Below are 24,451 nucleotides of genomic sequence, written 5' to 3'. Positions count from 1 at the left end.
ATCCTGGCGTTCAGAAGAACCAATAAAAATCAGACCGGGAGGCCATCATGAAGACGCTCGCAGGAGCCATTTGCGCTCTGGCGCTATTTGCAGGTAGCGCGCAGGCACAGACAGTCAAGGATTTTCTGGCGCAGGTCATGGTCAAATGGACCGCGCCATTCGAGCCTTTTCAGCTCATCGACAACATCTATTATGTCGGCACCGATGGCATCGCGGTCTATATCATCAAGACCTCGGACGGCCTGATCCTGATGGATACCGGCGTCCCGCAATCGACGGGCATGATCAAGGACCACATCACGAAGCTCGGTTTCAAGGAAGCCGACATCAAGATCATCCTCAACAGCCACGCCCATTTCGATCACACTGGCGGTTTTGCGGAGATCAAGAAAGACACCGGCGCGCAACTGATCGCAGGCTTACGGGACAAGCCGTTGCTCGAAAGCGGCACCTATCCGGGCGATGAAAAGAACACCGACATCGGTTTCCCGCCGGTCAAGGTCGATCGCACCGTCACCGAAGGCGACAAGGTCACGCTCGGCGGCACCACGCTGACGGCGCATGCGACGCCCGGTCATTCGCCGGGCTGCACGAGCTGGGAGATGACCGTGAAGGACGGCAGCGAGAACCGTGAGGTCCTGTTCTTCTGCAGCGGCACCGTGGCGCTGAACCGGCTGGTCGGCAATCCGACCCATTCCGGCATCGTCGACGATTATCGGTCGACCTATGCCAAGGCCAAAGCCATGAAAATCGACGTGCTGCTCGGACCGCATCCGGAAGTCTATGGCATGCAGGCCAAGCGCGCGGCGATGAAGGACGGCGAGCCGAACCCGTTCGTGAAACCGGGCGAGCTTGCCACCTACGCTGCAACACTCGAACAGGATTTCGACAAGCAGCTCGCCAAACAGACGGCGGCGTTGCAGAACGGCAAATAGCGAATGAGCGCTGCGGCGAGCGATTTGTCGCAAGCCGCGGCGGTTGTCGGCGATGGCGGTCGGCTGGTAGTTTGCGCATCAGATGAGGTGCACCCATGGAACTCGCCTGCCCCTGCAACGCCGTGAAGCTCAGGATTTCAGCCGACCCCATCGCCCATTTCTGGTGCCACTGCGCCGACTGCCAGACCGTCCACGGTGCGGCCTATGTGGCCGAGGCTGTCTATCCGGCTGACGGTGTCGAAGTCGTTCAAGGCGACACGACGTCGTTCGCGCTGAAGACGACCCCGCGCCTCAGTTGCGCAAAATGTGCCACGCGGCTGATTATCGAACTCGACGGGATCGGCATGCGCAGCATCAACGGCTATCTGCTCGGAGATGCGTTCAAGCCGAGCCTGCATATCAATTGCAGCGAAGCAATCGCTCCGGTCCGCGACGGCCTCCCACATTACGCTGCCATGCCGGCTGCATTCGGCGGCGACGACCGGTTCGTCGACTGGTAGGACGCCGGGGTTCTCCTCGCTAGGGTAGCGCCAACAGTCCCGCCGCGACAACCATGGTCGCCAGCGCCGACAGCGCGAGCGACCAGTGGATCCCGATCATGCTGCCGATCACGCCGACCGAGATGCCGCTGAAGGCGCGCAGACCCAGGCTCGCCATATTGAACAGGCCGATGACGCGACCGCGCTTATCGAGCGGGGCGTCGAGCTGCACGAGGCTCTGCGCCATCGCGTTGAACGACAATTCAAGAAATCCCGCTGCAAACAGGAACACCAGTGCGATGGCGTAGTGACCGGTCAGCGCGAAGATCGCCAGCGCCCCGCACCAGAGCAGCGCCAGAATGATCGCCGTACGCGGCTTCGGCGCCAGCAATTGCCTGCCCTCCAGCGCCAGGCCGGCAAGCAGGCCGCCAGCTGCGTCAGCCGCCAGCAGCATGCTGTAGGACATGCCGGGATCGCCGTGGCCAAGATCGTGGGCGAAGCTCGGCATCTGTGAACTATAGGCGTTGCCGACGAAGAACGATGCCGCGCCGGCCAGTGAGATCATGGAGACAATCACGGGCCGGTGGCGAACGTCACGCATGGTCTGGACGATATCAGCGAAGCCGCGCACCGCGCGCTGCGGGATCGGCGCGCCCTTGCGGAAACGCGGACCATAGGGCGCATTGATCAGCCACAGCACCAGCGGCAGATAGAAGATGGTGTTGAGCATGATGCCATAGGCCGGGCCCAACACGAGCAGGATCACGCCGCCGACCGCAGGGCCGACCATGACACCGAGATAGCGCGCCATGGCGTTCAGACGCACCGCGCTCGGCAGGTCCGCCGGGCCGACGACGTCGTAGAGCAGCATCTGGTTCGACGTCTGCCAGAGCACGCCGGCACAGCCATGGATCACCAGCAGGACCATGGCCTGCCACATCTGCAGCGTATCAGTGACGAAGAAATAGCCCCAGCCCAGCGATGCCAGAATGAACAGCGCCATGCCGCACTGGATCACGCGCCGCGGATCGAAACGCTCCGCCAGCGCGCCGGACGTGACCGAGAACAGCAGGAACGGCAGCCAGTGCGAGACGATGGCGAAACCGCCGAGCGCCGGCGACTGGAATTTCTGAAACACCACCCAGTAGCTGATCACATGCTCGATATTGTCGGCCATCATGGCCAGCACGTAAGTGATGAACTGGGCGCGAAAACCCGGGTGATGCAGCGCCGCGAAGGATCGTTTGGTGGGCGGTGCGCCGACGGTCTGCGCTGGGGTGTCGCTCATCGGTCGGAAATCTTCAGACGGAGGGAATCCTGCCGTCAGCAATGACGGCGCGAACTCGTTACATCGCATGTCACCACCCGGCACAAGGCGGCTTCCGACATAGGAAGCATCGCCATCTTGCATGCAGATGCATTCAACCCTACCTGTCCCCGACAACCATCAACCCCGCCCCTTTCCGGAGCCAGCCTGACATGACCGACGCCCCCTACACGCCTCCCAAGGTCTGGACCTGGGACAAGGAAAACGGCGGCAAATTTGCCTCGACCAACCGGCCCATCGCCGGCCCCACCCATGAGAAGGAGCTCCCGACCGGCAAACATCCGTTCCAGCTCTATTCGCTGGCGACGCCGAACGGCCAGAAGGTCACGATCATGTTCGAGGAACTGCTCGCAGCCGGCCATACAGGCGCGGAATATGATGCGTGGCTGATCCGGATCGACGGCAACCAGTTCGGTTCGGGTTTCGTCGATGTGAACCCTAATTCCAAGATTCCAGCTCTGATCGACCGCAGCGGCGACAAGCCGTTTCGCGTGTTCGAATCCGGCGCGATCCTGGTGCATCTCGCCGAGAAATTCGGCGCCTTCCTTCCAAAGGGCGGCCCGGAACGCGCCGAGTGCCTGTCCTGGTTGTTCTGGCAGATGGGCAGCGCCCCCTTCCTCGGCGGCGGCTTCGGCCATTTCTATGCCTATGCACCGACCAAGATCGAATACGCCATCGACCGCTATGCGATGGAAACCAAGCGCCAGCTCGACGTGCTCGATCGCCAACTCGCCAACAACGAGTTCATCGCCGGCAAGGACTACAGCATCGCCGACATGGCGATTTTCCCCTGGTATGGCGGCCTTGCGGAGAGCGCGATCTATGGCGATGCCGGCACTTTCCTCGATGTGCAGAGCTACAAGAACCTGCAGCGCTGGACCAGGACCATCGCGGCACGACCTGCGGTGAAGCGCGGTCGCATGGTCAATCGCACCTCGGGCGACCCGGCCGGCCAGTTGCGCGAACGCCATGACGCCAGCGACTTCGACACGAACACGCAGGACAAGCTAGAAGCCAGGAGCTGAGACAAGGGCTCGCGCCGAGGTCGCTTCAGCCCGAAGACGAAAAGCCCCGCGCGAGCGGGGCTTTTGCACGTCTGGATGCGTGGGGCTGCAAGCTCAGCCCTTCATGCACTTGTTGACTGATGAGGTCTTGGCGGCGCCGGCCAGTGGCTTGCCCTCGGCGCTCTTGGCGTTGTCCTCGCAACACTTCTTCATGAAGCTCTTCTTGGCGGCGCCCGCAAGCGGCTTGCCGTCGCCGCTGACGGCGTTGCAGGATTGCGCCATTGCGGGCGCAGCACTGAACAGGCTCAAGAGAACGAGAACAGACAGACGTTTCATGGACCGACTCCCGGTTTGTTGGAGCCGCAGCCTAGCGCAACTACCGGCTCTCGCAAGACCGGCCATGCGTCACATACTTACCCTTTTAAACGCTGTGCCGCGGCTTGACGATTTCACCGCGCACCGAGGCAACGCCCATCTCGAAACTGTCAGCGATACGGCGCGCGCGGGTCATGAAGGCCTCGGTGACCTCAGCCGGAAATATCTCACGCGTGGTCTGTTCGAACAGCAAAAGCCAGCGATCGAAATGTTCGCCCTTCAGCGGCAACACGAGATGTGGACGCATGGGCCGGCCATTGTAGCGGCCGGTCTTCAGCATCATCGACGACCAGAAATCGCTGATCTGCGAAATGTGATGATCCCAGTCGGTCACCGCGCTGTTGAAAATCGGCCCGAGCAAATCATCCTCGCGGGCGCGGCCATAAAAGGTCTGCACCAGAAGCGCGATATTCTCTTCATTCAGGGAGGGCTGGAAGCTGGTGAAGCCGATTTCAGAGGTCTGCGTCATGCGCCCTGATGTAGGCGACGGCGGCCAGCTCGGCAACCGCCATCGCCCGAAATCCGTTTTGCAATTGATCCAGCGCAAGCTCAGTTGCGACGACCCGCCGTCTGCGTCCGTTCCACCAGGTCCCCTTCCGAGCGAACGCCCTAAAATGCCTGCAGGAGCAGGCCCCCGACGCAACTTCCCGGGTGCGATGGAGCCGTACCCAAAATTCTTATAGAGCTTGCCGAACTCCCCGGAGAGACCGTCCGGCGTCGCATTCGCCAACTCCCGGTACTCCCCGGCTTTTTGCGATAGGATGACGCTGATAACCGTGCCCCGAAACAGCAAGGACACTTCACTTGCCCGAAGCTCTCCTCTCCGCCCGCTCCGGCGAGTTTCCAACCTTTGAAACCTCGGATTTCGCGGGCGAAGGCTCGTTCTACTTCGATCTCGTACGACTGGAGGACCGCGACGACATCCCGCGCGGTTTCCTGCACCGGCACAACTACTACCATCTGCTCTGGATGACCCGCGCGAGCGGCACGCACACACTCGACTTCGCGCATTTCGACGTGCGCGACCATTCCGTCTTCTTTCTTTCGCCAGGCCAGGTCCATGCCTGGACGTCATCGGTCAAGCCACACGGCTACGTGCTGAACTTCAGCACCGACTTCTTCGCGCGGATGTTTCCGCGCGCCGACGATGTCGCGAAACTTCCGTTCTTCCAACCTGCGCGCGGCAACAGCGTGCTCTATCTCACGCAGGCTCAGCATGACGGCATGCTACCGCTGCTCGGCGAGATGGAATGCGAGGCACGCGATCGCCAGCCGGGATTCCCCGATGTGGTGCGGGCCTGCCTGCTGATCCTGCTCACGCGCCTGAGTCGTCTGTGCCCCGACAATGAGCCCGCCGGCGGCATTGGTCCGCACCAGGCGCTCGCGCGCCGTTTCGCGATACTGGTGGAAACGCACTACCTCCGCTTCGAAACCATCGGCCAATATGCCGAGGCGCTCTGCGTGAGCGAGCGTCAGCTCAACGATGCAGTCAAGCGAACTGTGGCGCGCACAGCCAGCCAGGTGGTGCAGGAACGCGTGATGCTCGAAGCCAAGCGCTGGCTCAGCAACACTGAAACGGGCATCGCCGAGATCGCGTTCCGCCTCAATATCGAGGATCCGGCTTACTTCGCGCGCTTCTTCAAGAAGCAGACCGGCCTCACGCCGGGCGACTTCCGGAGGAAGCATTGCCGTCCGCTGGACTGACACGCGGAAAAGTCCAACACAACGTCTGATCCGTCCTAGCGCCGCCGCCGTACGGCTGCATAAAGTGTTCGGCATGGACGCCTGACCGGGCGCTGCTGTCGCCACGTGCGCGTTCGTATGCGCATGTCGGCATGGCATGACGCCCACCGCCACGACCGCCCCCATCTGCGGAGCGCGCCGTCGGCAGGACATAAAAACGAGGCTGAGGAAACAAAATGTACAAAGCAATCATTCCGTTGCGGAGCCTCGTCGTGGCCGCAGCATTGGCCCTCACCTCAGTCAGCGCGATGGCCGCTTATCCGGAACGTCCCCTGCGCGTGATCGTGCCGTTCGCCGCCGGTGGTGCCACCGACGTGATCGCGCGCACCGTGGCGCAAGCCATGTCGGTACGGCTCGGCCAGTCGATCGTGGTGGAAAACAAGGCCGGCGCCAACGGCAATATCGGCGGCGCCGCGGCGGCGCGCTCGGAGCCCGACGGCTATACGCTGCTGATGGCCACGTCGAGCCACGCGATCAACGCGTCGCTCTACCAGAAGCTCAGCTACAGCCTCACGCGCGATTTCGCGGCCTTGTCAAACCTGGCGTCGGTGCCTCTGCTGCTGGTGGTGCACCCGTCGGTGCCGGTCAATTCGGTGAGCGAACTCGCCGCTTACGCCAAGGCCAATGCCGCGAGCGTCAATTATGCATCGGGCGGCGTGGGCACCGCGTCCCATCTGTCCGGCGAGCAGTTCAGCACACTGGCTGGTGCGAAGATCACGCACGTCGCTTACAAGGGCGGCGCGCAGGCGCTCAACGATATGATCGGCGGACAGGTGCAGATCATGTTCGCCAACCTGCCCGAAGTTCTCTCTCTGGTGCAGAGTGGCAAGCTCAAGGCGCTGGCGGTGACGGGCAGCACGCGTCACGCCGCCTTGCCGGACGTGCCCGCTTTCTCAGAAACGCCGTATCCCGGCATGAACCTACGCTCGTGGTTCGGCCTGTTCGCACCGGCCGGCACGCCCCCCGCTATCGTCGAGAAGCTTTCGCAGACCATCGTTCAGAGCGTATCCGACCCCGCTGTCCAGGAGCGGCTCAAAGGTCTCGGCGCAGACCCGGTCGGCGACGATCAGGCGGTATTCCAGAAATACGTGAACGACGAGGTGGCGCGCTGGGCCGTGCTTGTCAAACAATCCGGCGCCACCGCCGAATGACTCCATTGTTCCGCCACCGCTTGAGGAAATCCTATGCTGCTTGACGTTCGCACCTACACCTGCCGCCCCGGCACCATCAAGAAACACCTCGCGCTGTATGCCGAGCATGGCTACGAGATCCAGAGCCGCCATCTGGGCAAGCCGCTCGTTTACGCGCAAATTGAGACCGGCAATGTCAACAGCTACATGCACATCTGGGTCTATGACAGCGCGGCCGATCGCGAGGCCAAGCGCCAGGCGCTGCAGAAGGACCCAGCCTGGGCCGGCTACCTGAAGATCAGCGCCGAAGCCGCCTATCTCATCAGCCAGGAGAACCAGCTGATGACGCCGGTGTCGTTCTTCAAGCCGTAGGCGGACCTGCAGTCGCGGCGTCTGACTGCCGAACCTATGATGCGCCGCATTCCTGATGCTGCGCATCCCTTCTGTTCATCAGGTGGATGCCACGCCTGCGAGCCCGGCAGGCGCCGAGCCCGGCAGCGCAAGCTCAGTTGCGATAGGACGGATCGACCCGGTCGAGCTTGCGGAGCAGCGCCGGCCACGCCAGTTCGCCGCTGAGGCCCGGAACATTGTCGCGCGGCTTCATGCGGTCATAGGTATCCTGCAGGACCTTCTGCGACGGCGTGATCAGCTTGGTATTGCACGACAGCGCTGCAACCTGAACCTGACAGGCCCGCTCCATCCGGAACAGCACGTTGAAAGCGGCGGCGATGGTCTTGCCGACCACCAGCAGGCCGTGATTACGCAGCACCATCGCCTCGTGATTGCCGAGATGCGCGATCAGTCGGTCCCGCTCTTCTGGATTGTCCGCGATGCCCTCGAAGTCATGATAGGCGACATGAAGGAAGCGCATGCAGGTCTGCGCCACCGGCAGCAACCCGCATTCCATCGCCGATACAGCCATGCCGGCCACCGTATGAGTATGCGCGACGCAATCGACATCGTGACGCGCCATGTGGATGGCACTGTGGATCACAAAGCCCGCGGCATTCACGGCGTAGTCGGACGCGTTGAACAGCGTGTTGCCATCGAGGTCGATCTTCACAAGGCTCGACGCATCGATCTCTTCATAGAGCATGCCATAGGGATTGATCAGGAACTGATCTTCCGTTCCCGGCACGCGGCAGGAGATATGGTTGGCGATCATCTCGGTCATGCCGTACATCGCCGTCAGGCGATAGCAGGCCGCGAGATTGACGCGCGACTGCCATTCCTCGGGGCTGACCTGATCCTGCACCGAACGGACGACCTTCACTGCGGGTGAGCTGACGGCTGCATTCATTGATGTTCTCCCTTGATCTTGTTCAAGCGGTCAGTCGACCGTGATGTTGGCTTCGCGAATGAGCTTGCCCAGGCGGTCGCGCTCGCTCTTCACATGAGTTTCGAGTTCCGCCGGCGTCATCGGCCACGGCTGATTGCCGATCGGCTCCATCTTCCTTGCAAATTCCGGCGTCCTGACGATGCGGGTGATGGCGGCGCTCAGCCTGTCCAGTGCAGGCTGCGGCGTACCCGCGGGCGCGAAAACCGCGAACCATGTCGCGCCGACGATCGAGGGAAATCCGAGCTCCTTGAAGGTCGGCACATCAGGCAATTGTGGAAGGCGCTCCTCGGACAAGACGGCCAGCGCGCGGTACATACCGGCCTTGTGGTTCGACACCGTATTGGTCAACGCTTCCACATTGCTGTCGACGATGCCCGCAAGCATGTCGTTCATCGCCGGCGCAGCACCGCGATAGTGAACATGCTGCAGCTTCACGCCGAGTCCGCGGGCCACGATCTCCCCCATCAGGTGCACCGTGCTGCCCGGTCCGTTGGTGGCGTTGTTGACCTTGCTCGGATTGGCCAGCGCATAGGCACGAAACGCCGCGACGTCGGCGGCCGGAAAGTCCTTCTTCACGACGAAGGCAAACGGCACCTTCACCACCATCGCAACCGGCGCGAAATCCTCCAGCTTGTATTTGATGGAGGCCAACAGGTGCGGGTTCGTCGTGAAGGTCGTCGCACTGGCGAATAGCAGCGTGTAACCATCCTTGTCGGCACCGGCCACGACTTGCGCACCAATCGAGGTGCTGGCGCCGCCGCGGTTCTCGATCATCACCTGCTTGCCGAGTTCGGTGCTGAGCTGTTCAGTGAGGATGCGCGCGACGATATCGGTCGTTCCGCCGGGCGGAAATGGCACGACCATCGTGATGTTGCGATCGGGATATTGCTGCGCCTGCCCTGGTGCTGCGGCGAACAGCGATGCGGCAAAGGCCGCAGCGATGGAAACCCATCGCCCCTTCTTGTTGTTGCTCACGTTTTCTCCCTTGCGCCGGTCCATTGGGCTTGCACCTGGAACGGCATTTTCGGGAGAGGCTAAAACAAGAGCCCAGCCGATGCGACGACTAAATAAGCCGGGCAGCTATCGGATTACACGGGACGCGCAATCGACCAACGGGACGTTGCCGTCCCGGTGAATCAATGCACCGTGGCGTTCGAGAACAGGTTGATCACGATCACGCCGGAGACGATCAGGCCGAGACCGCACAGCGCTGCCGGATCGAGCTTCTGCCCCTGAAAAGCCCAGGCGATTCCGGTCACCAGTACGACGCCGACGCCGGACCAGATCGCGTAGGCAACGCCGGTCGGGATGTCGCGCAAGGCGATGGACAGAAAATAGAATGACACGGCATAGCCCGCCACCGTCACCAGCGACGGCACCGGTTTGCTGAAGCCATCGGAGAGCTTGAGGAAGCTGGTGGCAACCACTTCGCACAGGATGGCGATGGTGAGATAGGCATAGGTCATGACGCACGCCCGGTGCTGGCCGCTCCGGATTTACCGGACACGCGTTCGAGATAATCGCGATGAATCGCCTGGACGGTGACACGGTCATCGAATTTCACGCGCACGCTGCTTGGCGTACCCATGCCGACGATGATGCCCTCGCGGCTACCATAGGTCGGGTGCCGCTCCAGCCCGAACGCATTCATGCGCACGCGATCGCCGTAGTTGAGCCAGGCCGGCTCGAGATCCCGTTCGTAAGCCATGCGGCGCATGCTCGACTCCTACATCGTGGTCGGACGCGGCGTGCCGTCATGGGGCGCCGCCGCCTCTTCATCCTCAGAACCGCGTCGGGCCGATTTCGCGGGCATGCGCTTCAGCACGAACACGTAGAACACCGGCACGAACAGCACCGCGAGCACGGTGGCCGAGATCATTCCTCCAAGCACGCCCGTGCCGATGGCGTTCTGGCTACCGGCGCTGGCGCCGGTCGCGATCGCCAGCGGCGTCACGCCGAGAATGAAAGCCAGTGAGGTCATCAGGATCGGCCGGAAGCGGATGAATGCTGCCTCGATCGCCGCCTCGCGCAGCGACTTGCCCTCGGCATGCAACTCCCTGGCGAATTCCACGATCAGAATCGCATTCTTCGCTGACAAACCGATGATGGCGATGAGGCCGACCTTGAAATAGATGTCGTTCGGCATGTCCCGCAGCATCACCGCGAGCAGTGATCCGATGATACCGAGCGGCACCACCAGCATCACCGACAGCGGAATCGACCAGCTCTCATAGAGCGCAGCGAGCAGAAGGAACACGAACAGCACGCTGAGCCCAAGCAGGAACGGCGCCTGATTGCCTGACTCGATCTCCTGCTGGGACTGCCCCGCCCATTGATAGCCGAAGCCATCGGGCAGTTGCGCGACCAGCCGCTCCATCTCCTTGATGGCGTCGCCGGACGAATGACCCGGCGCGGCATCGCCGGCGATGCGGATCGACGGATAACCGTTGAACCCGACCACCTGCACCGGCCCCTTCGCCCATTCGGTGCGCGCGAAGGCCGACAGCGGCACCATGCCGCCGCTGGCATTGCGGACGTTCAGTTTCAGCAGATCGTCGGCCTGCATACGCCGGTTGTCCTCCGCCTGCACGGTGACGCGCTGCATGCGGCCTGCATTGGGGAAGTCGTTGACATAGGACGAGCCGAGGCTGGCCGAGACCGTCGTGTTGATATCGGCAAAAGAGACGCCGAACGTGTTAGCTTTCTCGCGGTCGATGACGAGATTGAGTTGCGCCGAATTGGACAGGCCTTCGATGCGAAGCCCGACCAGCACGGCACTCTTGGCTCCCGCCGCCATCAACTGGCTGGCCGCAGCGGACAACGCGGCGGAGCCGCGGTTGCTGCGGTCCTGCAGGCGGAAGGTGAAGCCGGTGGAATTGCCGAGGCCCTCGATCGGCGGCGGCGACAGCGCAAACGCGGTCGCATCGCCGATCTTGGCGAATTCGGCATTGGTACGGTTGACGATGGCTGGTGCGGCATCCTTCGTCGCGCGCTCGCTCCAGTCCTTCAGCGTCGGGAATGCGATGCCGGAGCTGAGGCCGTTACCGGAGAAGCTGAATCCCAGCACCGAGAATACGCTGGCGACACCCTCCTCCTTCATGAACACAGTCTCGACCTGCTTCACCGACTCCAGCGTGCGCGTCTGGCTCGCTTCCGGTGGCGCCTGGATATCGACGATCACATAGCCCTGGTCCTCGGTCGGCAGGAAGCCGGACGGTAGCCGCACATAAGCCCAGCCGAGCCCGACCAGCAGCACGAGATAGACCACCATGATGCGTCCGGTGCGACCGGTCGCCCACGCGACAGACGACCGATAACGTCCCGCCAGCGTGTCAAATCTGCGATTGAACCAGCCGAAGAAGCCGCCCTTCTCGTGATGCCCCTTGGCGATCGGCTTCAGGAACGTGGCGCATAGCGCCGGCGTCAGCGTCAGTGCCAAGAAGCCTGAGAACAGGATCGATACCACCATGGTCAGACTGAACTGCCGGTAGATGATGCCGACCGCGCCCGGAAAGAACGCCATCGGCACGAACACCGCCGTCAGCACCAGCGTGATGCCGACTATGGCGCCGCTGATCTGCTTCATGGCCTTGCGCGTCGCCTCTCGTGGCGACAGGCCCTCCTGCGCCATGAGCCGCTCGACATTCTCCACCACGACGATGGCGTCATCAACCAGAATGCCGATCGCCAGCACCATAGCGAACATGGTGAGCACATTGATCGAGAAGCCCGTCGCGAACATTACCGCGCAAGTACCAAGCAGCGCGATCGGCACCACGATGGTCGGGATCAGCGTGTAGCGGATGTTCTGCAGGAACAGGAACATCACGATGAAGACGAGACCGATCGCCTCCGCCAGCGTGTGCAGCACCTTCTCGATCGACGCCTTGACGAAAGGCGTCGTGTCATAGGGGATCTCGTAGGTCAGCCCCTTCGGAAAGAACTTCGCGAGCTCCTTCATCTTGGCATTGACCGCCTCGGAGGTCGCCAGCGCGTTGCCGGTTGCCGACATCTGCACGCCGATGGCCGCTGCCGCCTTGCCATTCAGACGACTGGCAAAATTATAGTCCTCGCCGCCGACCTCGACCCGCGCCACGTCGCGCAACCGCACCGACGATCCGTCGCGATTGGCCCGCAGCACGATGGCAGCGAACTCGTCGGGCGTGCCGAGTTGTCCCTTCACCAGCACCGGCGCCGAGACTTCCTGCGAGATCGGGTTCGGCGTCGCGCCGATGCGCCCTGCCGATACCTGTGCATTCTGCGCCGTGATCGCGGCCGCAATGTCCGCCGATGTGAGACCGAGGCCGAGCATCTTGTCCGGATCGAGCCAGACGCGCATCGAGCGCTGGGTGCCGAATAGCTGCGCCTTGCCGACACCCGTCACACGGCGGATTTCGCTGAGCACATTGCGCGTGATGTAGTCGCCGAGGCCGATACTGTCGATCGAGCCATCGGTGGACTGCATGGAGATGAACAACAGGAACGCGATCGAACCTTCCTCGACGATGATGCCCTGCTGGGTCACCGCGCGCGGCAGCCGCGACTCCACGCGACGGATACGGTTCTGCACGTCCACCGTCGCCTGCGCGATGGTCGTGCCCGGCTGGAACGTGACATCGATCTGAATCGCGCCGGTCGCATCCGCAGTCGACTCGAAATACATCAGGCCGGGAATGCCGTTGAGCTGATCCTCGATCAGCCGCGTGACGCCCTGGTAGATCTCCTCAGACGACGCGCCGGGATAATTGGTGGAGATCGCGATGCGCGGCGGTGCGATGTTCGGATATTGCGCGACTGGCAAATTCGGAATCGCCAGCGCACCGGCGATCATGATGAAGATGGCGACCACCCAAGCAAAGATCGGCCGCGCGATGAAGAAATCGGACATCTGCGCGCGCCTTACTTCGCTGCCGTCTGGCTGCGCCACGGCTTTGGGTCGACCAACGCGCCAGGCGCCAGCGTCTGGAAGCCTTCCACGACAACGCTGTCGCCCGCATTGAGGCCGCTCTTGATGATCCAGCGACCGTTGACGAGACGCGACGGTGTCACGCTGCGCAGTTCGGCCTTTCGCTCGGCATTGATCACATAAAGCTGCGCCTGACCGCCGGGATCGCGCTGCAACGCGCGCTCGGGCACCGACAGTGCGTCCTTCTGCTCGCCCTGTACGATCTGCACGCGCACATACATGCCGGGCAGCAGATCGCCATCGGGATTGGGGAATTCACCGCGCAGGGTGATTTGCCCCGTCGTTGCATCCACCGCAGCTTCGGAGAACAGCAGGCGACCTTGTTGGGCATATTCCGAGCCATCGTCGAATTTGAGCCGGACATCTGCCGCGGCAACACCCTGCTCTCTAGAACTCGCCTGCGCGGCACGCTTCAACGTCAGAAGTTCGTTCGCAGATTGCGTAAAGTCGGCATAGACGGGTTCGAGTTGCTGGATCGTGGCAAGGCTCTCGGCGCCGCCCACGGTCACGAGCGCTCCTTCGGTGATCAGGGCCCGCCCGATGCGTCCGGTGATTGGCGCGCGGACTTCCGTATATTGCAGATCCAGTTGCGCAGCTTCCAACCCTGCACGGGCGGAAGCTTCATCGGCCTCGGCCTGCGCAAGCTCGGCAACGGCGCGGTCATAGAGCTGGCCGGTGGTGACGTCACGCTCCTTGAGCTGCGTCTGTCGCTCGGCCTGCTGTTTCGCGAGCACGCGGGTAGCTTCGGCGCGCTGCAGCGCTGCCTTGGCGCTGTTCACACGTACGCGGAAGGGCGCTGGATCGATGCGATACAGCACATCGCCCTCGCGCACGATCGTCCCCTGCTTGAACACGCGCTCGATCAGGATGCCCGCAACCCGGGGCCGCACCTCGGCAATCCGTGTCGGCGCAATACGGCCCGGCAGATCATTGACGATCCGCAACGTCTCGGGCGCCACGGTCACGACACTGACTACCGTTGCTGGCGCTGCTTGGTCAGATCCTGTCTGCTTGCCTTCGCCGCAGCCCGTCAGCACCAAGACCAGCGCCAATGCTACGACGGAACGGACATAAAACATCGACTTCTCAAACACTTATGTCACCATTGATTGGATCGGACCGGCATCCCGTAGCGGCACGGACGGCCCCAAAACACGTTCGACTCGCGGAGTCAGGTTTAGAACATACCGCGCGGTCGGTTTCTTTACAACCAGATATTTTGCATCGCAGCAGAGCCCGCTGAGCCGCGGATTGCGCTTGCCAGTGCAGATACCGCTCGGCCAGATGATCCCATGAACGAAGCCTATGAACGCAAGAAACAACCTGAACTGGTCCGACGCACACTGATCGATTGCGCCGCGCGCCTCGCCATCGAACGCGGCCTACAGGCCGTCACGGTGCAGGCCGTTGCCGATGCGGCCGGTGTCACCAAGGGTGGTCTGTTTCATCACTTCCCCAGCAAGGAGAAACTGATCGACGCGGTCCTCAAGGATCAGATCGACAAATTCGACGCCGCCATCGAAGCAACGCTCGCACAGGATGGCCAAGGTTACGGTTGCTTCACCCGTGCCTATATCGTCGCGACATTCGCGATGGCGGAGTTTGCACCTGCCCTCGAATCCACTTGCGTCGCGCTGCTCACCGAGCCGGTCGCACGCAAGCAATGGTCCGACTGGCTGCGCGCGCGCCTCGCGCGCCATCACGACACGGATGCAGCGCCGCAGCTTGAGATCGTCCGCTACGCTGCCGATGGCGTCTGGCTTGCTGACCTACAGCAGTTGCCTGCGGATTTACGCATGGACCGGGAGAAGCTGCGCAGCCGTCTGATCGCAATGGCAACGCAATAGATCTCACCAGCCAACATATGCATCCAAGGTAGTTCAGCACCGCGTTTGGTGACGATGTTAGATACGAACGCATCTTCTATCTCCGCATCACCCGACGACGCGAGATTCCCGTGACTGATAAATCGCCCGCTACCGCGCTCTATCCATCCTTCTTCAAGCTCCTCACCGGGAGTTATCTCCGCACTGTCGGGAAGCCCCTGTTGGCGCCTGGGCAAGATGCAGCGTGGCTCTACAGCGACGCACCATTCGCGGTGCTCGCACATAATACTGCCGCCGATCCGGTCTTCGTCTATGCCAACAAAACCGCACAGCGCTGCTTCGAATATGGCTGGGATGAATTCATCACCATCCCGTCGCGCCTCTCGGCAGAAGCGCCGAACCGCGACGAGCGCCAGCGCCTGCTCGATGCCGTCGCGCGCAACGGCTTCATCGACAATTATCGCGGGTTGCGGATCGCAAAATCCGGCCGGCGCTTCTGGATCGAAGGCGGCATTGTCTGGGAACTGAGAGACGAGAACGGCGAGCGACACGGTCAGGCAGCGCTGTTCACATCATGGACGGATGTGTGAGCGCGGCAGCTACGACGTCGCCAGCGCCTCACGCAGTGGCCGGCGCAACTGTCCGTTGGCATCGGCAAGGCTTGCGAGATAGTCCGCGGCCTCGGTGATATCGGCGACGATCTCGCGCTCGGCGGCATCGGCATCGCCTGCGACGATGGCCTTGAGCGCTGCCGTGTGGTGATCCCAGCCCTTCAGCAGCACGACATATTCGGGGATCACGAAAGACAGCACCGGGCCGCAGCGCAGCCACATATTCTCGATGGTCTCGACGAGGATAGGGACGCCCGACATCGCATAGATCTCGAAGTGAAACTGGCGGTGATAATCGAGATAGCTTTCGAGATTTTTTGCGGCGATCAGCGACTGCATCGTCGCCAGCAGTGACTTCAGACGTTCGAGTCCCGCCGCGTTGCGCCGGGCCGCGGCTTCCCGCGCCGCCTGCCCCTCCAGCGCACAGCGCACCACGGTCAGATCGGCGAGCTCGCGCGCCGTCAGATGCGGCACGATCGCAGCATTGCGGGGGCCCTGCTGCAACACGCCCTGTGCGACCAGCCGGGTGACTGCGTCGCGCACCGGCGTGATCGACGTGCCGAAGCTCTCCGCGAGCGCGCGCAAGGTCAGCACCGTGCCTGGCGCGAAACGGCCAGCCAGCAGCGCGTCCCGGAGCTGCGCATGCGCCAAGTCCCAGAGCGGTTCGCGTTCGATCCGTTTCAGTGCGGTCATTCTGTGCTCGCTACCTCACCCCATTGAGTCCCGCAAATTCATGTCCCGCAACCGCGGTTATTTGTTCCATTGACCCATAAAGATGTTTGTTATAACAAACACCAAAAATGGGAGGAAAACAATGTTTGTTCAACGCGTCAGCTTTGCCGCGCTCGGATTGGTATTGGGATGCTGGTCCCTGCCTGCTCACGCACAATCCAACTTTCCGCAGAAGGACATCACCTTCATCGTGCCGTGGAATGCCGGCGGCTCCAACGACGTGGCCGCACGTGCGCTGGACCCGATCCTGCGCGAACACGGCATCAAGATCGTGATCGAGAATGTCGTCGGCGCCACCGGCGTCATCGGCATGAAACGCGTCGCGAGTTCCGCGCCGGATGGCTACACGATCGGCATGGGGACCAGTTCGACGCTGGCGCTGATCGCCCAGAACAAGGCGAACGGACTCACCAACAGCAACTTCACTCACATCGCACGGGTCTCAACCGATCCCCTGATGCTGCTTGTGCCTTCCACCGGCACGATCAAGGCGCTCCCCGACTACATCGCCAACATGAAGGCGAAGCCCGGCAAGGTCACCATCGGCACGCCCGGCAACTACAACCTCAACCACATCTTCGCCTCGATGACCGCGCGCGCGGCCGGCGTCGACTATGTCAACGTTCCCTATACCGGCGGCTCAAAAGTCGTTGCCGATCTGATCGGACAACATGTCGATTCCGGCGTGCTCAAACCATCCGAAACGCTGGGCCAAATTCAGGACAACCTGCTTAAGCCGATCGGCATCTTCGCCAATGAACGGCTCGAGATGTTTCCTGATGTCCCGACCTTCAAGGAAAAAGGCATCGACGTCTTCCCATACGGCCCTGTCGTGCAGATGGCCTATGTGGTCGGCCCGGCGAACCTGCCTGACGATGTCCGCACCAAGCTGACCACCGCATTCCGCGCCGCCATCCAGGACCCGCGCTTCAAGGAATTCGCCAAGAAAAACGTCTTCCTGGTCGACGACGTGACCGGCGACGCGCTCACCAAGGAAGTCGACGGCGTCGCCGCCGCGATCGGCAAGGTCGCCGCGCAAACTTTCCCGAAAGAATAAACGCGACCGGCACCCGCCGGCCGCATCCACCTGATCGATCTCGACGAGGACACACCATTGAATATCAAGAAAATCACCTGCCATGTCGTCGCCGCTCCCGTGCAGCGTCCGTTCACGTCGTCACGCGGCTGGCTCTACAAGACGCGCGGCACCTGCCTCGTCGAGATCGAAACGAGTGACGGCATCGTCGGATGGGGCGAGTGCTACGGCCCCTCCGCTGTCGCCAAGGCCTTCATCGACACCCAGCTTGCGCCGCGCGTCATCGGCCGCGATCCGTTCGATGTCGAAGTGATCTGGGAAGATCTCTACAACCGCATCAAGGACTATGGCCCGAAGGGCATGTCGATCGCGGCCATCAGCGGCATCGACATCGCGCTCTGGGACATCATCGGCAAGGTCTGCAACAAGCCGGTCCACAAACTGATCGGCGGCGCCTTCCGCACCGAAGTCGATTGCTACGCGACCGGTCTCTATTTCACCGACATGGATCGCTTGGTCGATGAAGCCGTTGAGGAAGCCGTCGGTTACAAGAAGGCCGGCTTCAAGGCGATCAAGATGAAGATCGGCCTCGGCTCGATCAAGCGCGACTACGAGCGCGTCAAGGCCGTGCGTGAGGCGATCGGCTCGGACATCAAGCTGATGGTCGACGCCAATCATTGCCTCACCGTGCCCGCAGCCATCAAGCTCGGCCGCAAACTCGAAGAGCTCGACATCGAGTGGTTCGAGGAGCCGATTTCGCCGGAGGATATCGACGGCTACATCGAAGTCACCCGGGCGCTCGACATGGCGGTCGCCGGCGGCGAGAACGAATTCACCCGCTGGGGTTTTCGCGACGCTATCGTGCGCAAGGCGATGGACATCGTGCAGCCGGACGTCTGTGCCGCCGGCGGCATCACCGAATGCAAGAAGATCGCCGCACTCGCCAGCACCCATGGCGTCGAATGCGTACCGCATGCCTGGGGCTCGGTGGTCGGCCTAGCTGCAACGATCCACTTCCTCGCCTCGATCCCGAACCAGCCGCCCAGCCTGTTTCCGATGCCGCCGATGCTGGAATTCGAACAGGAGGAAAACCCATTCCGCGATCATCTCGCGAAAACGCCGATCCAGCAGGTCAATGGCGTCATCGCCGTGCCTGATGGCGCTGGCCTCGGTATCGAGGTCGATCGCGCGGTCATCGACAAGTATCGCGTCGCGTGATGGCGAGGCCGCAGTCATGAAGTTCGTCACCTTCGTCGAGTCCGGCCTGACGCGTGCCGGCGTCCTGGTCGGCGACGCCACACGTCCGACCGATGTCGTCGTCGATCTGGCTCACCCCACGATGCGGGCAGGCCTGAACGGCATCGCGCCGCAAATTCAGGCCTTTCTGGATGCAGGTCTTGGCAAGGTCGTCAGTATCATCACCGCTCACGGTCTGGCTGACGCAGCCAGGCTAAGCGCGGATCGCGTGACGCTGCTCGCGCCGCTTCCTGCCCCACGCCGCATCTTCGGGATCGCGCACAACTATCACGATGCGATTGCCGAGCGTGGCATCGTCGCACCGACCGAGCCCGTGCTGTTCATGAAAGCGGCGCGCACGGTCATTGCTGCAGGCCGATCAATCATCCTGCCCGCAGGGATCGGCGGCGTCACCTATGAGGCCGAACTCGCCGCTGTGATCGGCAAGCGCGCCGTGAACGTCTCGAAGGAACAAGCTCTCGAATGCGTCGCGGCTTATGGTTGCTTCAACGACATCAGCGCCAGCGAAATGATCAAGGCCGACGGCCATTTCGACCGCGGCAAGAATATCTCGAGTTTCGGCCCGTTCGGGCCGTTCCTCGCCTCATCTGACGAGATCACCGATCCGCAGGCGCTGCAGGTGTCTCTGACGGTCGACGGCAAGGTGCTGCAGAAGGGATCGACCAGGGACATGATCTTCGGCGTCGCCGACCTCGTATCCTGGCTGTCACATCGCGGGCCGCTCGAACCCGGCGATGTCATCGCGACCGGAACGCCAGCCGGCGTCGCGGCCATGCACAAGCCACCGGCTTGGCTGAAACCCGGCTCGACCGTGACCGCCAGTGTCGAGCGACTTGGCCAGCTCGCCAATCCCATTACCGAAGGACCGGCTTTCGATGCCTGACATGCCCACAGTTCTCCTGACCAATCCAATGCATGCCGATGGCGAAGCGATCCTGTCGCCGCATGCGCGGCTGATCACGGCGCCCGATACCAAGCCGGACACGCTGCGCGCATGGGCGAAAGACGCCGACGGCATCATCGTGCGCGCAAAACTGCCCGACGACATCGTCGATCACGCGCCGCGCCTGAAGGGCATGGTCCGTCACGGCGTCGGCCTCGATTTCATCCCCGTCGATGCGGCCACGGCGCGCGGCGTCGCTGTCGCCAATCTGCCGGGCAGCAATACGAGTGCCGTCGCGGAATATGCGATGTCGGCGCTGCTGCATCTGCGGCGTCCGATCCACCTCATGAACGGGCTGATACGTGATAAGGGCTGGGGCGCGTCGCGCGCGACAGCCGAGACCTTTACTGAACTGAACGGCTCAACACTCGGTATTCTCGGAGTCGGCACGATCGGCCGCCGCGTCGCGCAGATTGCCAGGCAAGGTTTTGGCATGAAGGTGATCGGCACATCGCGGCGCAAGGGATCGCTTCCCGCCGATGTCGAGGAAGTCTCGCTGGATCAATTGTTCACGCGCAGCGATGCCCTCGTGATCTGCTGTTCACTGACCGATGAAACGCGCGGCCTCGTCAATGCCGCGCGCATCGGCCAGATGAAGCCCGATGCCGTTCTGGTCAACGTTTCGCGCGGCGCCGTCGTCGAGAATGCACCGCTGATCGCAGCGTTGAAATCAGGCAAACTCGGCGGTGCGGCGCTTGATGTGTTTGACATCCAGCCGCTCCCCGCAGACGACGCATTGTTCGATTGCCCCAACCTTTTGCTGACTCCCCACTCGGCGGCGATCACCGCGAGCAGCAGCCGCGGCATGGCAGTCGGTGCCGCCGAAGAAATGCTGCGCATCCTGCGCGGCGAACAACCGCTCAATCTCGTCAATCCCGGTCACAAGGCAGCGTGAGGCTCCCATGAAGATTACTGCGATCAAAGCCGTTCCGATTTCCTACCGCGTCCCGCAGGGACAGAACGTCCGCCTCGGCATCGGCCGTGCCGTCAAGCGTGACGCCGTGCTGGTCAAGGTCACGACCGATGAAGGCGTTACCGGCTGGGGCGAAGCGCATCACGGCCGCTGCCCGGGTGCGATCGCCAAGCTCATCGACACGACTATCGCTGAACTCGTCATCGGCATGGACGCGATGAACGTCGTCGGCGTGTGGCACCGCGTCTATCAGATGCAGCTGTCGAGCCACGGCATGGGTTATGCTGCGGCCATGGCGCTGAGCGGTCTCGACCTCGCGCTGTGGGATATCCGCGCCAAGGCAGCGGGATGGCCGCTCTACAAGCTCCTTGGCGGCGCGTCGAAGCCGATCAAGGCCTATGCCGGCGGCATCTCGCTGGGCTGGCAGGCGCCGGAGTCGCTGGCCGAGGAAGCGCAGGGTTACATCGCGAAAGGCTACCGCGCGGTGAAGCTGCGTGTCGGCGACAATCCGCGTGACGACGTCGCCCGCGCCACGGCCGTCCGCAAGGCTGTTGGCGATGCCATCGAAATCCTCGTGGACGCGAACACCGGCTACACGCTGGACGATGTCCGCCGCGTGATGCCGGCCTACGACGATCTGCAGATCGGCTGGCTCGAGGAACCGTTCCCCGCGCTCGACTATCGTTCCTATCAGGCCGCCGCCGCGATGGGCTCGACGCCGCTCGCAGCCGGCGAAAACCATTTCACGCGCTTCGAGTTCAACCGACTGATTGAGGATCGCGCCGTGAGTTTCGTGCAGCCGGACCTGTCGAAGACCGGCGGTGTCACCGAGTCCATGCGCATTGCCGGCATGACCCAGGCGTGGAAGCTCTCCTTCAATCCGCACACCTCGGCGACCGGCATCAACATGGCGGCGACGATCAACGTCCTCGCCGCAGTCGAAGACCCCGGCTATTTCGAAGGCGACGTCGCCAAGCACAATCCGTTCCGGGATGAAGTTGGCGGCATTCCCTACAAGCTCGACGCCAATGGCTGCGTCGCGCCGTCAGAGATCCCAGGCCTCGGCGTCGAGATCGACGAAGCCTTCATTAATGCCCATCCGCTGATCGAGGGTCCCTGCTATGTCTGATCCGCGTCGGGCTGAAGTTGTACTGCGCGCCTCGCGTCTCGTTCACTTCGCCTGCCGCGCGCTCATTCTACTGCTGGCCGGCACCGCCTGCGTTCATGCGCAGGCGTCCCCGCCAGCGGGCGAGACCTATCCCAGCAAGACCATCAAATATATCGTCCCCTATCCGCCCGGCGGCTTCAACGACACGCTCGGACGAATCTTCGCACAGAAACTGCAGGACGCCTGGGGCGTTCCTGTTGTGGTCGAGAACCGACCGGGCGGCGGCACCCTGATCGGTACCGAAGCGGTCGCCAAGTCCGCCCCCGATGGCTATACGCTGCTCGGCGTCGCCTTCCCGTTCGGCTCCAATCCGAGCATCTACAAGAACCTGCCCTATGACACCGTGAAGGACTTCACGCCGCTGGTCTTTGCAGGACAGACCCCGAACCTGCTCGTGGTCAAACCGTCCCTGCCGATCAATACGGTCAAAGATCTGATCGACTACGCCAACAAGAATCCCGGCAAGGTCAGCTACGGCTCCACCGGCATCGGCTCGTCGAACCATCTGTCGATGGAGCTTTTCAAGAGTCTTGCCGGCATCGACATCGTGCACGTTCCCTACAAGGGCAGCGCGCCGATGGTGAACGACATGCTCGGCGGCCATATCGATGTCGCTTTCGACAACACGCCCAATGTGCTGCCGCAGGTGAACGGCGGGAAGCTTCGTGCCCTTGGAGTGAGCAGCAAGACGCGATCAACACTCGCACCCGACGTTCCAACCGTCTCGGACGCCGGCGTGGCCGGCTACGAGGTCAATGTCTGGTTTGGCGTCGTCGGTCCCGCGGGCATGCCCGAGGAGATCGTGCGCAAGCTCAATGGCGAGATGAATGCGATCCTGAAACAGGACGACGTCAGGCGTCGCTTCATCGACCAGGGCGTAGAACCCGTTGGCGGCACGCCCGCGCAATTCGCGGATCAGATCAAGACCGAGATCCAGAAATGGGCCAGGGTCGTGAAAGACGCCGCGATCAAACCGGAATAGACGGGCGCAGTGATCCGCCGCCCGCATTGCCATAGACCGACATTCAAAACGCGCCGCTTCGACCGACGCGTTTCACCATGTTGCCGATCACGCTTTCGTCTATGGCGGCTTGCACGACTGCTCTGCCATTAAAACACCGCATGATGTCCGCTATAGAACATCATGACAGTTTTAAGACAGCAGCGATTCCAATGGCGACTGATCGCCCCGCTTCCGGGCTTTGCCGCGCTGCTGCTGGCGCCCGGCCTCGCCATTCACTGGGGCTTTCTGCCGTTCGAATATCGCATCCCCGCTTTGCTGTTCGTCTCGGTGCTGTGTATCGCGCTATGCCTGCTGGCCGGCTTCTCTGTCGCGGAACTTGGCCTCAGCCGTCCCTCTGACATCAGCCACTGGCTATTCTGTGCCGCGATCACGGCGGGCATTGCTGCGATCATGGTGGCTCAGACCCGCTTTCTCACCTTCGACCACAAGCCGCCGGTCTGGCTCAGCTTCGCGCCCTTCTATGTCCTGGTGTCCAGCCCCTGCCAGGAAGTCGTGTGCCGGTCTATACCGAAACTGATGACCGATCGGCTGGAGGTCAGGCCCTGGACCTATGTGATCTATTCCTCGGCGGTGTTCTCGCTGATCCACATCGCCTATGGCGACAACGTGCTGCTGCTCAACACCTTCCTGGTCGGCATCGTCTGGGGTTTCGCCTATCTGCGGATGCGCAACATCTGGCCGGTGATCCTGTCGCATGCCGCTATCGGCACGCTGGCATTCTCGCTCGGCATCGCCTGAGGCTAGCGGTCGTATCCGCCGCCAAAGCTGCTCTTGATCTGATGCAGCAGCGTCAGCACCCAGCACAGTGCGAAGGAACCCGCGAGGCCATAGGCGGTCCGACGGTCGATCACCGATAGGCCGGTCCACAGATAGATGCGATAGAGCCAAAGTCCGGCGAGACCGACGCCGAGCAGACAGACCAGCAGTTTGACGAAGCGCGCGTTGGCCACGCCCACCGCGGCAAACAGGATGGTCAGCGGCACCAGAAACAACTGGCAGATGGCAATCAGGCTTTCGTTCACGGACGGCTCCAGGAAATCGCAAAAGGCGACTCAGCGCCGGGAGCTTAGGCGTCCAATTTGAAACAAATGGTTGCCGAATGGTGCGACAGGAAATCGCTGTTGTGGGCTTGATGAACCCGCCTGTGCCCGCCGCGACAAAGGATCATGACACCTTCCTGGCCTCGCCCCCTCCGTACACTCATCACACTATTCGCCGCTGTCGTGATGATGCTCGCCGCACTCACGTCGCATGCGGCAGCACAGCAGCCCTGCACCACCGACCCGCTCGCACAATATGCCGAGGTGCGATCCACGCTCGCCGACGTCGCCAGACGCGGTCTGCGCGGCCGGCACTATTACGAGATCACGTTCAGGACATCGTTCGACGGCGTCATCGTGCCCGATGCCCAGCGCGCCAAATATCCCGAAGACATGACGTTCGTGCTGCAGCACCAGTTCGAACGACTGAACGTCACCGCGGATCGCTTCAGCGTCGACCTGTGGTTCAAGGGGGTCAAGTCGCGCGTCACGGTGCCGTTCAACGCTGTCACCTATTTCGTCGATCCCTCGGTGAATAACCGGCGCGAATTCGACCCGGGGACGAACGCGCGTACCTGCGACAAGCCGTAGTCAGCCAGGCTG

Annotated in this window: 27 protein-coding genes; 16 read left to right on the top strand and 11 right to left on the bottom strand. The window is 62.3% G+C overall.

The window, feature by feature from the left end:
* Positions 1-47: 47 nt before the first annotated feature.
* The gene (blaBJP, locus tag AB8A33_RS11625) at positions 48-935 is read left to right on the top strand and encodes a BJP family subclass B3 metallo-beta-lactamase (protein WP_439092886.1); all 888 of its coding nucleotides are present in this window, start codon (positions 48-50) and stop codon (positions 933-935) included.
* Positions 936-1,030: 95 nt separating this feature from the next.
* Entirely contained in the window at positions 1,031-1,435 is a 405-nt protein-coding gene (locus AB8A33_RS11620; RefSeq protein ID WP_115028945.1) for a GFA family protein, read from the top strand.
* A gap of 19 nt (positions 1,436-1,454) precedes the next feature.
* On the opposite strand, the gene AB8A33_RS11615 is transcribed toward AB8A33_RS11620, so the two are convergent.
* Positions 1,455-2,702, bottom strand: coding sequence for an MFS transporter (locus tag AB8A33_RS11615; RefSeq protein WP_439092882.1), 1,248 nt, complete (start codon positions 2,700-2,702; stop codon positions 1,455-1,457).
* A 191-nt stretch (positions 2,703-2,893) separates the two neighbouring features.
* Between AB8A33_RS11615 and yghU the strand changes: the two genes are divergently transcribed.
* A complete protein-coding gene (yghU, locus tag AB8A33_RS11610) occupies positions 2,894-3,766 on the top strand; it encodes a glutathione-dependent disulfide-bond oxidoreductase (protein ID WP_439092880.1) in 873 nt (290 codons plus the stop codon).
* A gap of 93 nt (positions 3,767-3,859) precedes the next feature.
* Here the strand turns inward: yghU and AB8A33_RS11605 are convergent, their stop codons facing one another.
* Both AB8A33_RS11605 and AB8A33_RS11600 read right to left on the bottom strand, forming a co-directional pair.
* A complete protein-coding gene (locus tag AB8A33_RS11605; protein WP_093758344.1) occupies positions 3,860-4,081 on the bottom strand; it encodes a hypothetical protein in 222 nt (73 codons plus the stop codon).
* Positions 4,082-4,166: 85 nt separating this feature from the next.
* Positions 4,167-4,589 carry a group III truncated hemoglobin gene (locus AB8A33_RS11600; RefSeq protein WP_439092878.1) on the bottom strand — a complete coding sequence of 141 codons (423 nt, stop codon included), beginning with the start codon at positions 4,587-4,589 and terminating at the stop codon, positions 4,167-4,169.
* Between the two features lie 335 nt (positions 4,590-4,924).
* On the opposite strand from AB8A33_RS11600, the gene AB8A33_RS11595 reads away from it, so the two are divergent.
* The 3 genes from AB8A33_RS11595 (at position 4,925) to AB8A33_RS11585 (ending at position 7,365) form a co-directional block, all read left to right on the top strand.
* Complete coding sequence (locus AB8A33_RS11595) at positions 4,925-5,824, top strand: helix-turn-helix domain-containing protein (protein WP_439092876.1); 900 nt, start codon at positions 4,925-4,927, stop codon at positions 5,822-5,824.
* A 215-nt stretch (positions 5,825-6,039) separates the two neighbouring features.
* On the top strand, positions 6,040-7,014 hold the full coding sequence (locus tag AB8A33_RS11590) for a Bug family tripartite tricarboxylate transporter substrate binding protein (RefSeq protein WP_439092875.1): 975 nt from the start codon (positions 6,040-6,042) through the stop codon (positions 7,012-7,014).
* 33 nt (positions 7,015-7,047) lie between these two features.
* A complete protein-coding gene (locus tag AB8A33_RS11585; protein WP_439092874.1) occupies positions 7,048-7,365 on the top strand; it encodes an NIPSNAP family protein in 318 nt (105 codons plus the stop codon).
* 133 nt (positions 7,366-7,498) lie between these two features.
* On the opposite strand, the gene AB8A33_RS11580 is transcribed toward AB8A33_RS11585, so the two are convergent.
* The 6 genes from AB8A33_RS11580 to AB8A33_RS11555 all read right to left on the bottom strand — a co-directional run bounded on the left by AB8A33_RS11580 (position 7,499) and on the right by AB8A33_RS11555 (position 14,377).
* The gene (locus AB8A33_RS11580; protein WP_439092873.1) at positions 7,499-8,293 is read right to left on the bottom strand and encodes a class II aldolase/adducin family protein; all 795 of its coding nucleotides are present in this window, start codon (positions 8,291-8,293) and stop codon (positions 7,499-7,501) included.
* 30 nt (positions 8,294-8,323) lie between these two features.
* A complete protein-coding gene (locus AB8A33_RS11575) occupies positions 8,324-9,307 on the bottom strand; it encodes a Bug family tripartite tricarboxylate transporter substrate binding protein (RefSeq protein ID WP_439092872.1) in 984 nt (327 codons plus the stop codon).
* 161 nt (positions 9,308-9,468) lie between these two features.
* The gene (locus AB8A33_RS11570; protein WP_439092870.1) at positions 9,469-9,798 is read right to left on the bottom strand and encodes a DMT family transporter; all 330 of its coding nucleotides are present in this window, start codon (positions 9,796-9,798) and stop codon (positions 9,469-9,471) included.
* A complete protein-coding gene (locus AB8A33_RS11565; protein ID WP_439092868.1) occupies positions 9,795-10,049 on the bottom strand; it encodes a hypothetical protein in 255 nt (84 codons plus the stop codon). The genes AB8A33_RS11570 and AB8A33_RS11565 overlap by 4 nt, the downstream gene beginning before the upstream one ends.
* Before the next feature lie 9 nt (positions 10,050-10,058).
* Entirely contained in the window at positions 10,059-13,220 is a 3,162-nt protein-coding gene (locus tag AB8A33_RS11560; RefSeq protein WP_439092866.1) for a multidrug efflux RND transporter permease subunit, read from the bottom strand.
* A gap of 11 nt (positions 13,221-13,231) precedes the next feature.
* Entirely contained in the window at positions 13,232-14,377 is a 1,146-nt protein-coding gene (locus tag AB8A33_RS11555; RefSeq protein WP_439092865.1) for an efflux RND transporter periplasmic adaptor subunit, read from the bottom strand.
* 213 nt (positions 14,378-14,590) lie between these two features.
* Here AB8A33_RS11555 and AB8A33_RS11550 point away from each other — a divergent pair, with 213 nt between their 5' ends.
* Positions 14,591-15,145 (top strand): TetR/AcrR family transcriptional regulator, encoded by a 555-nt coding sequence (locus tag AB8A33_RS11550; RefSeq protein ID WP_439092864.1) that lies wholly within the window; start codon positions 14,591-14,593, stop codon positions 15,143-15,145.
* Positions 15,146-15,255: 110 nt separating this feature from the next.
* Complete coding sequence (locus AB8A33_RS11545; RefSeq protein WP_439092862.1) at positions 15,256-15,714, top strand: MEKHLA domain-containing protein; 459 nt, start codon at positions 15,256-15,258, stop codon at positions 15,712-15,714.
* A 9-nt stretch (positions 15,715-15,723) separates the two neighbouring features.
* On the opposite strand, the gene AB8A33_RS11540 is transcribed toward AB8A33_RS11545, so the two are convergent.
* Positions 15,724-16,428 carry a GntR family transcriptional regulator gene (locus tag AB8A33_RS11540; protein ID WP_439092860.1) on the bottom strand — a complete coding sequence of 235 codons (705 nt, stop codon included), beginning with the start codon at positions 16,426-16,428 and terminating at the stop codon, positions 15,724-15,726.
* 121 nt (positions 16,429-16,549) lie between these two features.
* Here AB8A33_RS11540 and AB8A33_RS11535 point away from each other — a divergent pair, with 121 nt between their 5' ends.
* The 7 genes from AB8A33_RS11535 to AB8A33_RS11505 all read left to right on the top strand — a co-directional run bounded on the left by AB8A33_RS11535 (position 16,550) and on the right by AB8A33_RS11505 (position 23,546).
* Positions 16,550-17,524: a Bug family tripartite tricarboxylate transporter substrate binding protein gene (locus tag AB8A33_RS11535; protein ID WP_439092858.1), complete on the top strand. Its 975-nt coding sequence runs from the start codon at positions 16,550-16,552 to the stop codon at positions 17,522-17,524.
* Between the two features lie 57 nt (positions 17,525-17,581).
* Entirely contained in the window at positions 17,582-18,721 is a 1,140-nt protein-coding gene (locus tag AB8A33_RS11530) for a mandelate racemase/muconate lactonizing enzyme family protein (protein ID WP_439092856.1), read from the top strand.
* A 16-nt stretch (positions 18,722-18,737) separates the two neighbouring features.
* The gene (locus AB8A33_RS11525; RefSeq protein WP_439092854.1) at positions 18,738-19,643 is read left to right on the top strand and encodes a fumarylacetoacetate hydrolase family protein; all 906 of its coding nucleotides are present in this window, start codon (positions 18,738-18,740) and stop codon (positions 19,641-19,643) included.
* Position 19,644: 1 nt separating this feature from the next.
* Positions 19,645-20,598: a hydroxyacid dehydrogenase gene (locus AB8A33_RS11520; protein ID WP_439092852.1), complete on the top strand. Its 954-nt coding sequence runs from the start codon at positions 19,645-19,647 to the stop codon at positions 20,596-20,598.
* A 7-nt stretch (positions 20,599-20,605) separates the two neighbouring features.
* Positions 20,606-21,745, top strand: coding sequence for a mandelate racemase/muconate lactonizing enzyme family protein (locus AB8A33_RS11515; protein ID WP_439092851.1), 1,140 nt, complete (start codon positions 20,606-20,608; stop codon positions 21,743-21,745).
* Positions 21,738-22,766 carry a Bug family tripartite tricarboxylate transporter substrate binding protein gene (locus AB8A33_RS11510; protein ID WP_439092850.1) on the top strand — a complete coding sequence of 343 codons (1,029 nt, stop codon included), beginning with the start codon at positions 21,738-21,740 and terminating at the stop codon, positions 22,764-22,766. The genes AB8A33_RS11515 and AB8A33_RS11510 overlap by 8 nt, the downstream gene beginning before the upstream one ends.
* Positions 22,767-22,928: 162 nt before the next feature.
* A complete protein-coding gene (locus AB8A33_RS11505; protein WP_439092849.1) occupies positions 22,929-23,546 on the top strand; it encodes a lysostaphin resistance A-like protein in 618 nt (205 codons plus the stop codon).
* A 2-nt stretch (positions 23,547-23,548) separates the two neighbouring features.
* Here the strand turns inward: AB8A33_RS11505 and AB8A33_RS11500 are convergent, their stop codons facing one another.
* Entirely contained in the window at positions 23,549-23,830 is a 282-nt protein-coding gene (locus AB8A33_RS11500) for a hypothetical protein (RefSeq protein ID WP_092143777.1), read from the bottom strand.
* A 144-nt stretch (positions 23,831-23,974) separates the two neighbouring features.
* Here AB8A33_RS11500 and AB8A33_RS11495 point away from each other — a divergent pair, with 144 nt between their 5' ends.
* On the top strand, positions 23,975-24,439 hold the full coding sequence (locus AB8A33_RS11495; RefSeq protein ID WP_439092847.1) for a ClpXP protease specificity-enhancing factor SspB: 465 nt from the start codon (positions 23,975-23,977) through the stop codon (positions 24,437-24,439).
* The last annotated feature ends 12 nt before the right edge of the window (positions 24,440-24,451 follow it).

The organism is Tardiphaga sp. 813_E8_N1_3 (genome assembly GCF_051811025.1).
Classification (GTDB): Bacteria; Pseudomonadota; Alphaproteobacteria; order Rhizobiales; family Xanthobacteraceae; genus Tardiphaga.
Note: the sequence above shows the minus strand (reverse complement) of the source record. Positions and strands in the feature narration are given on the sequence as shown.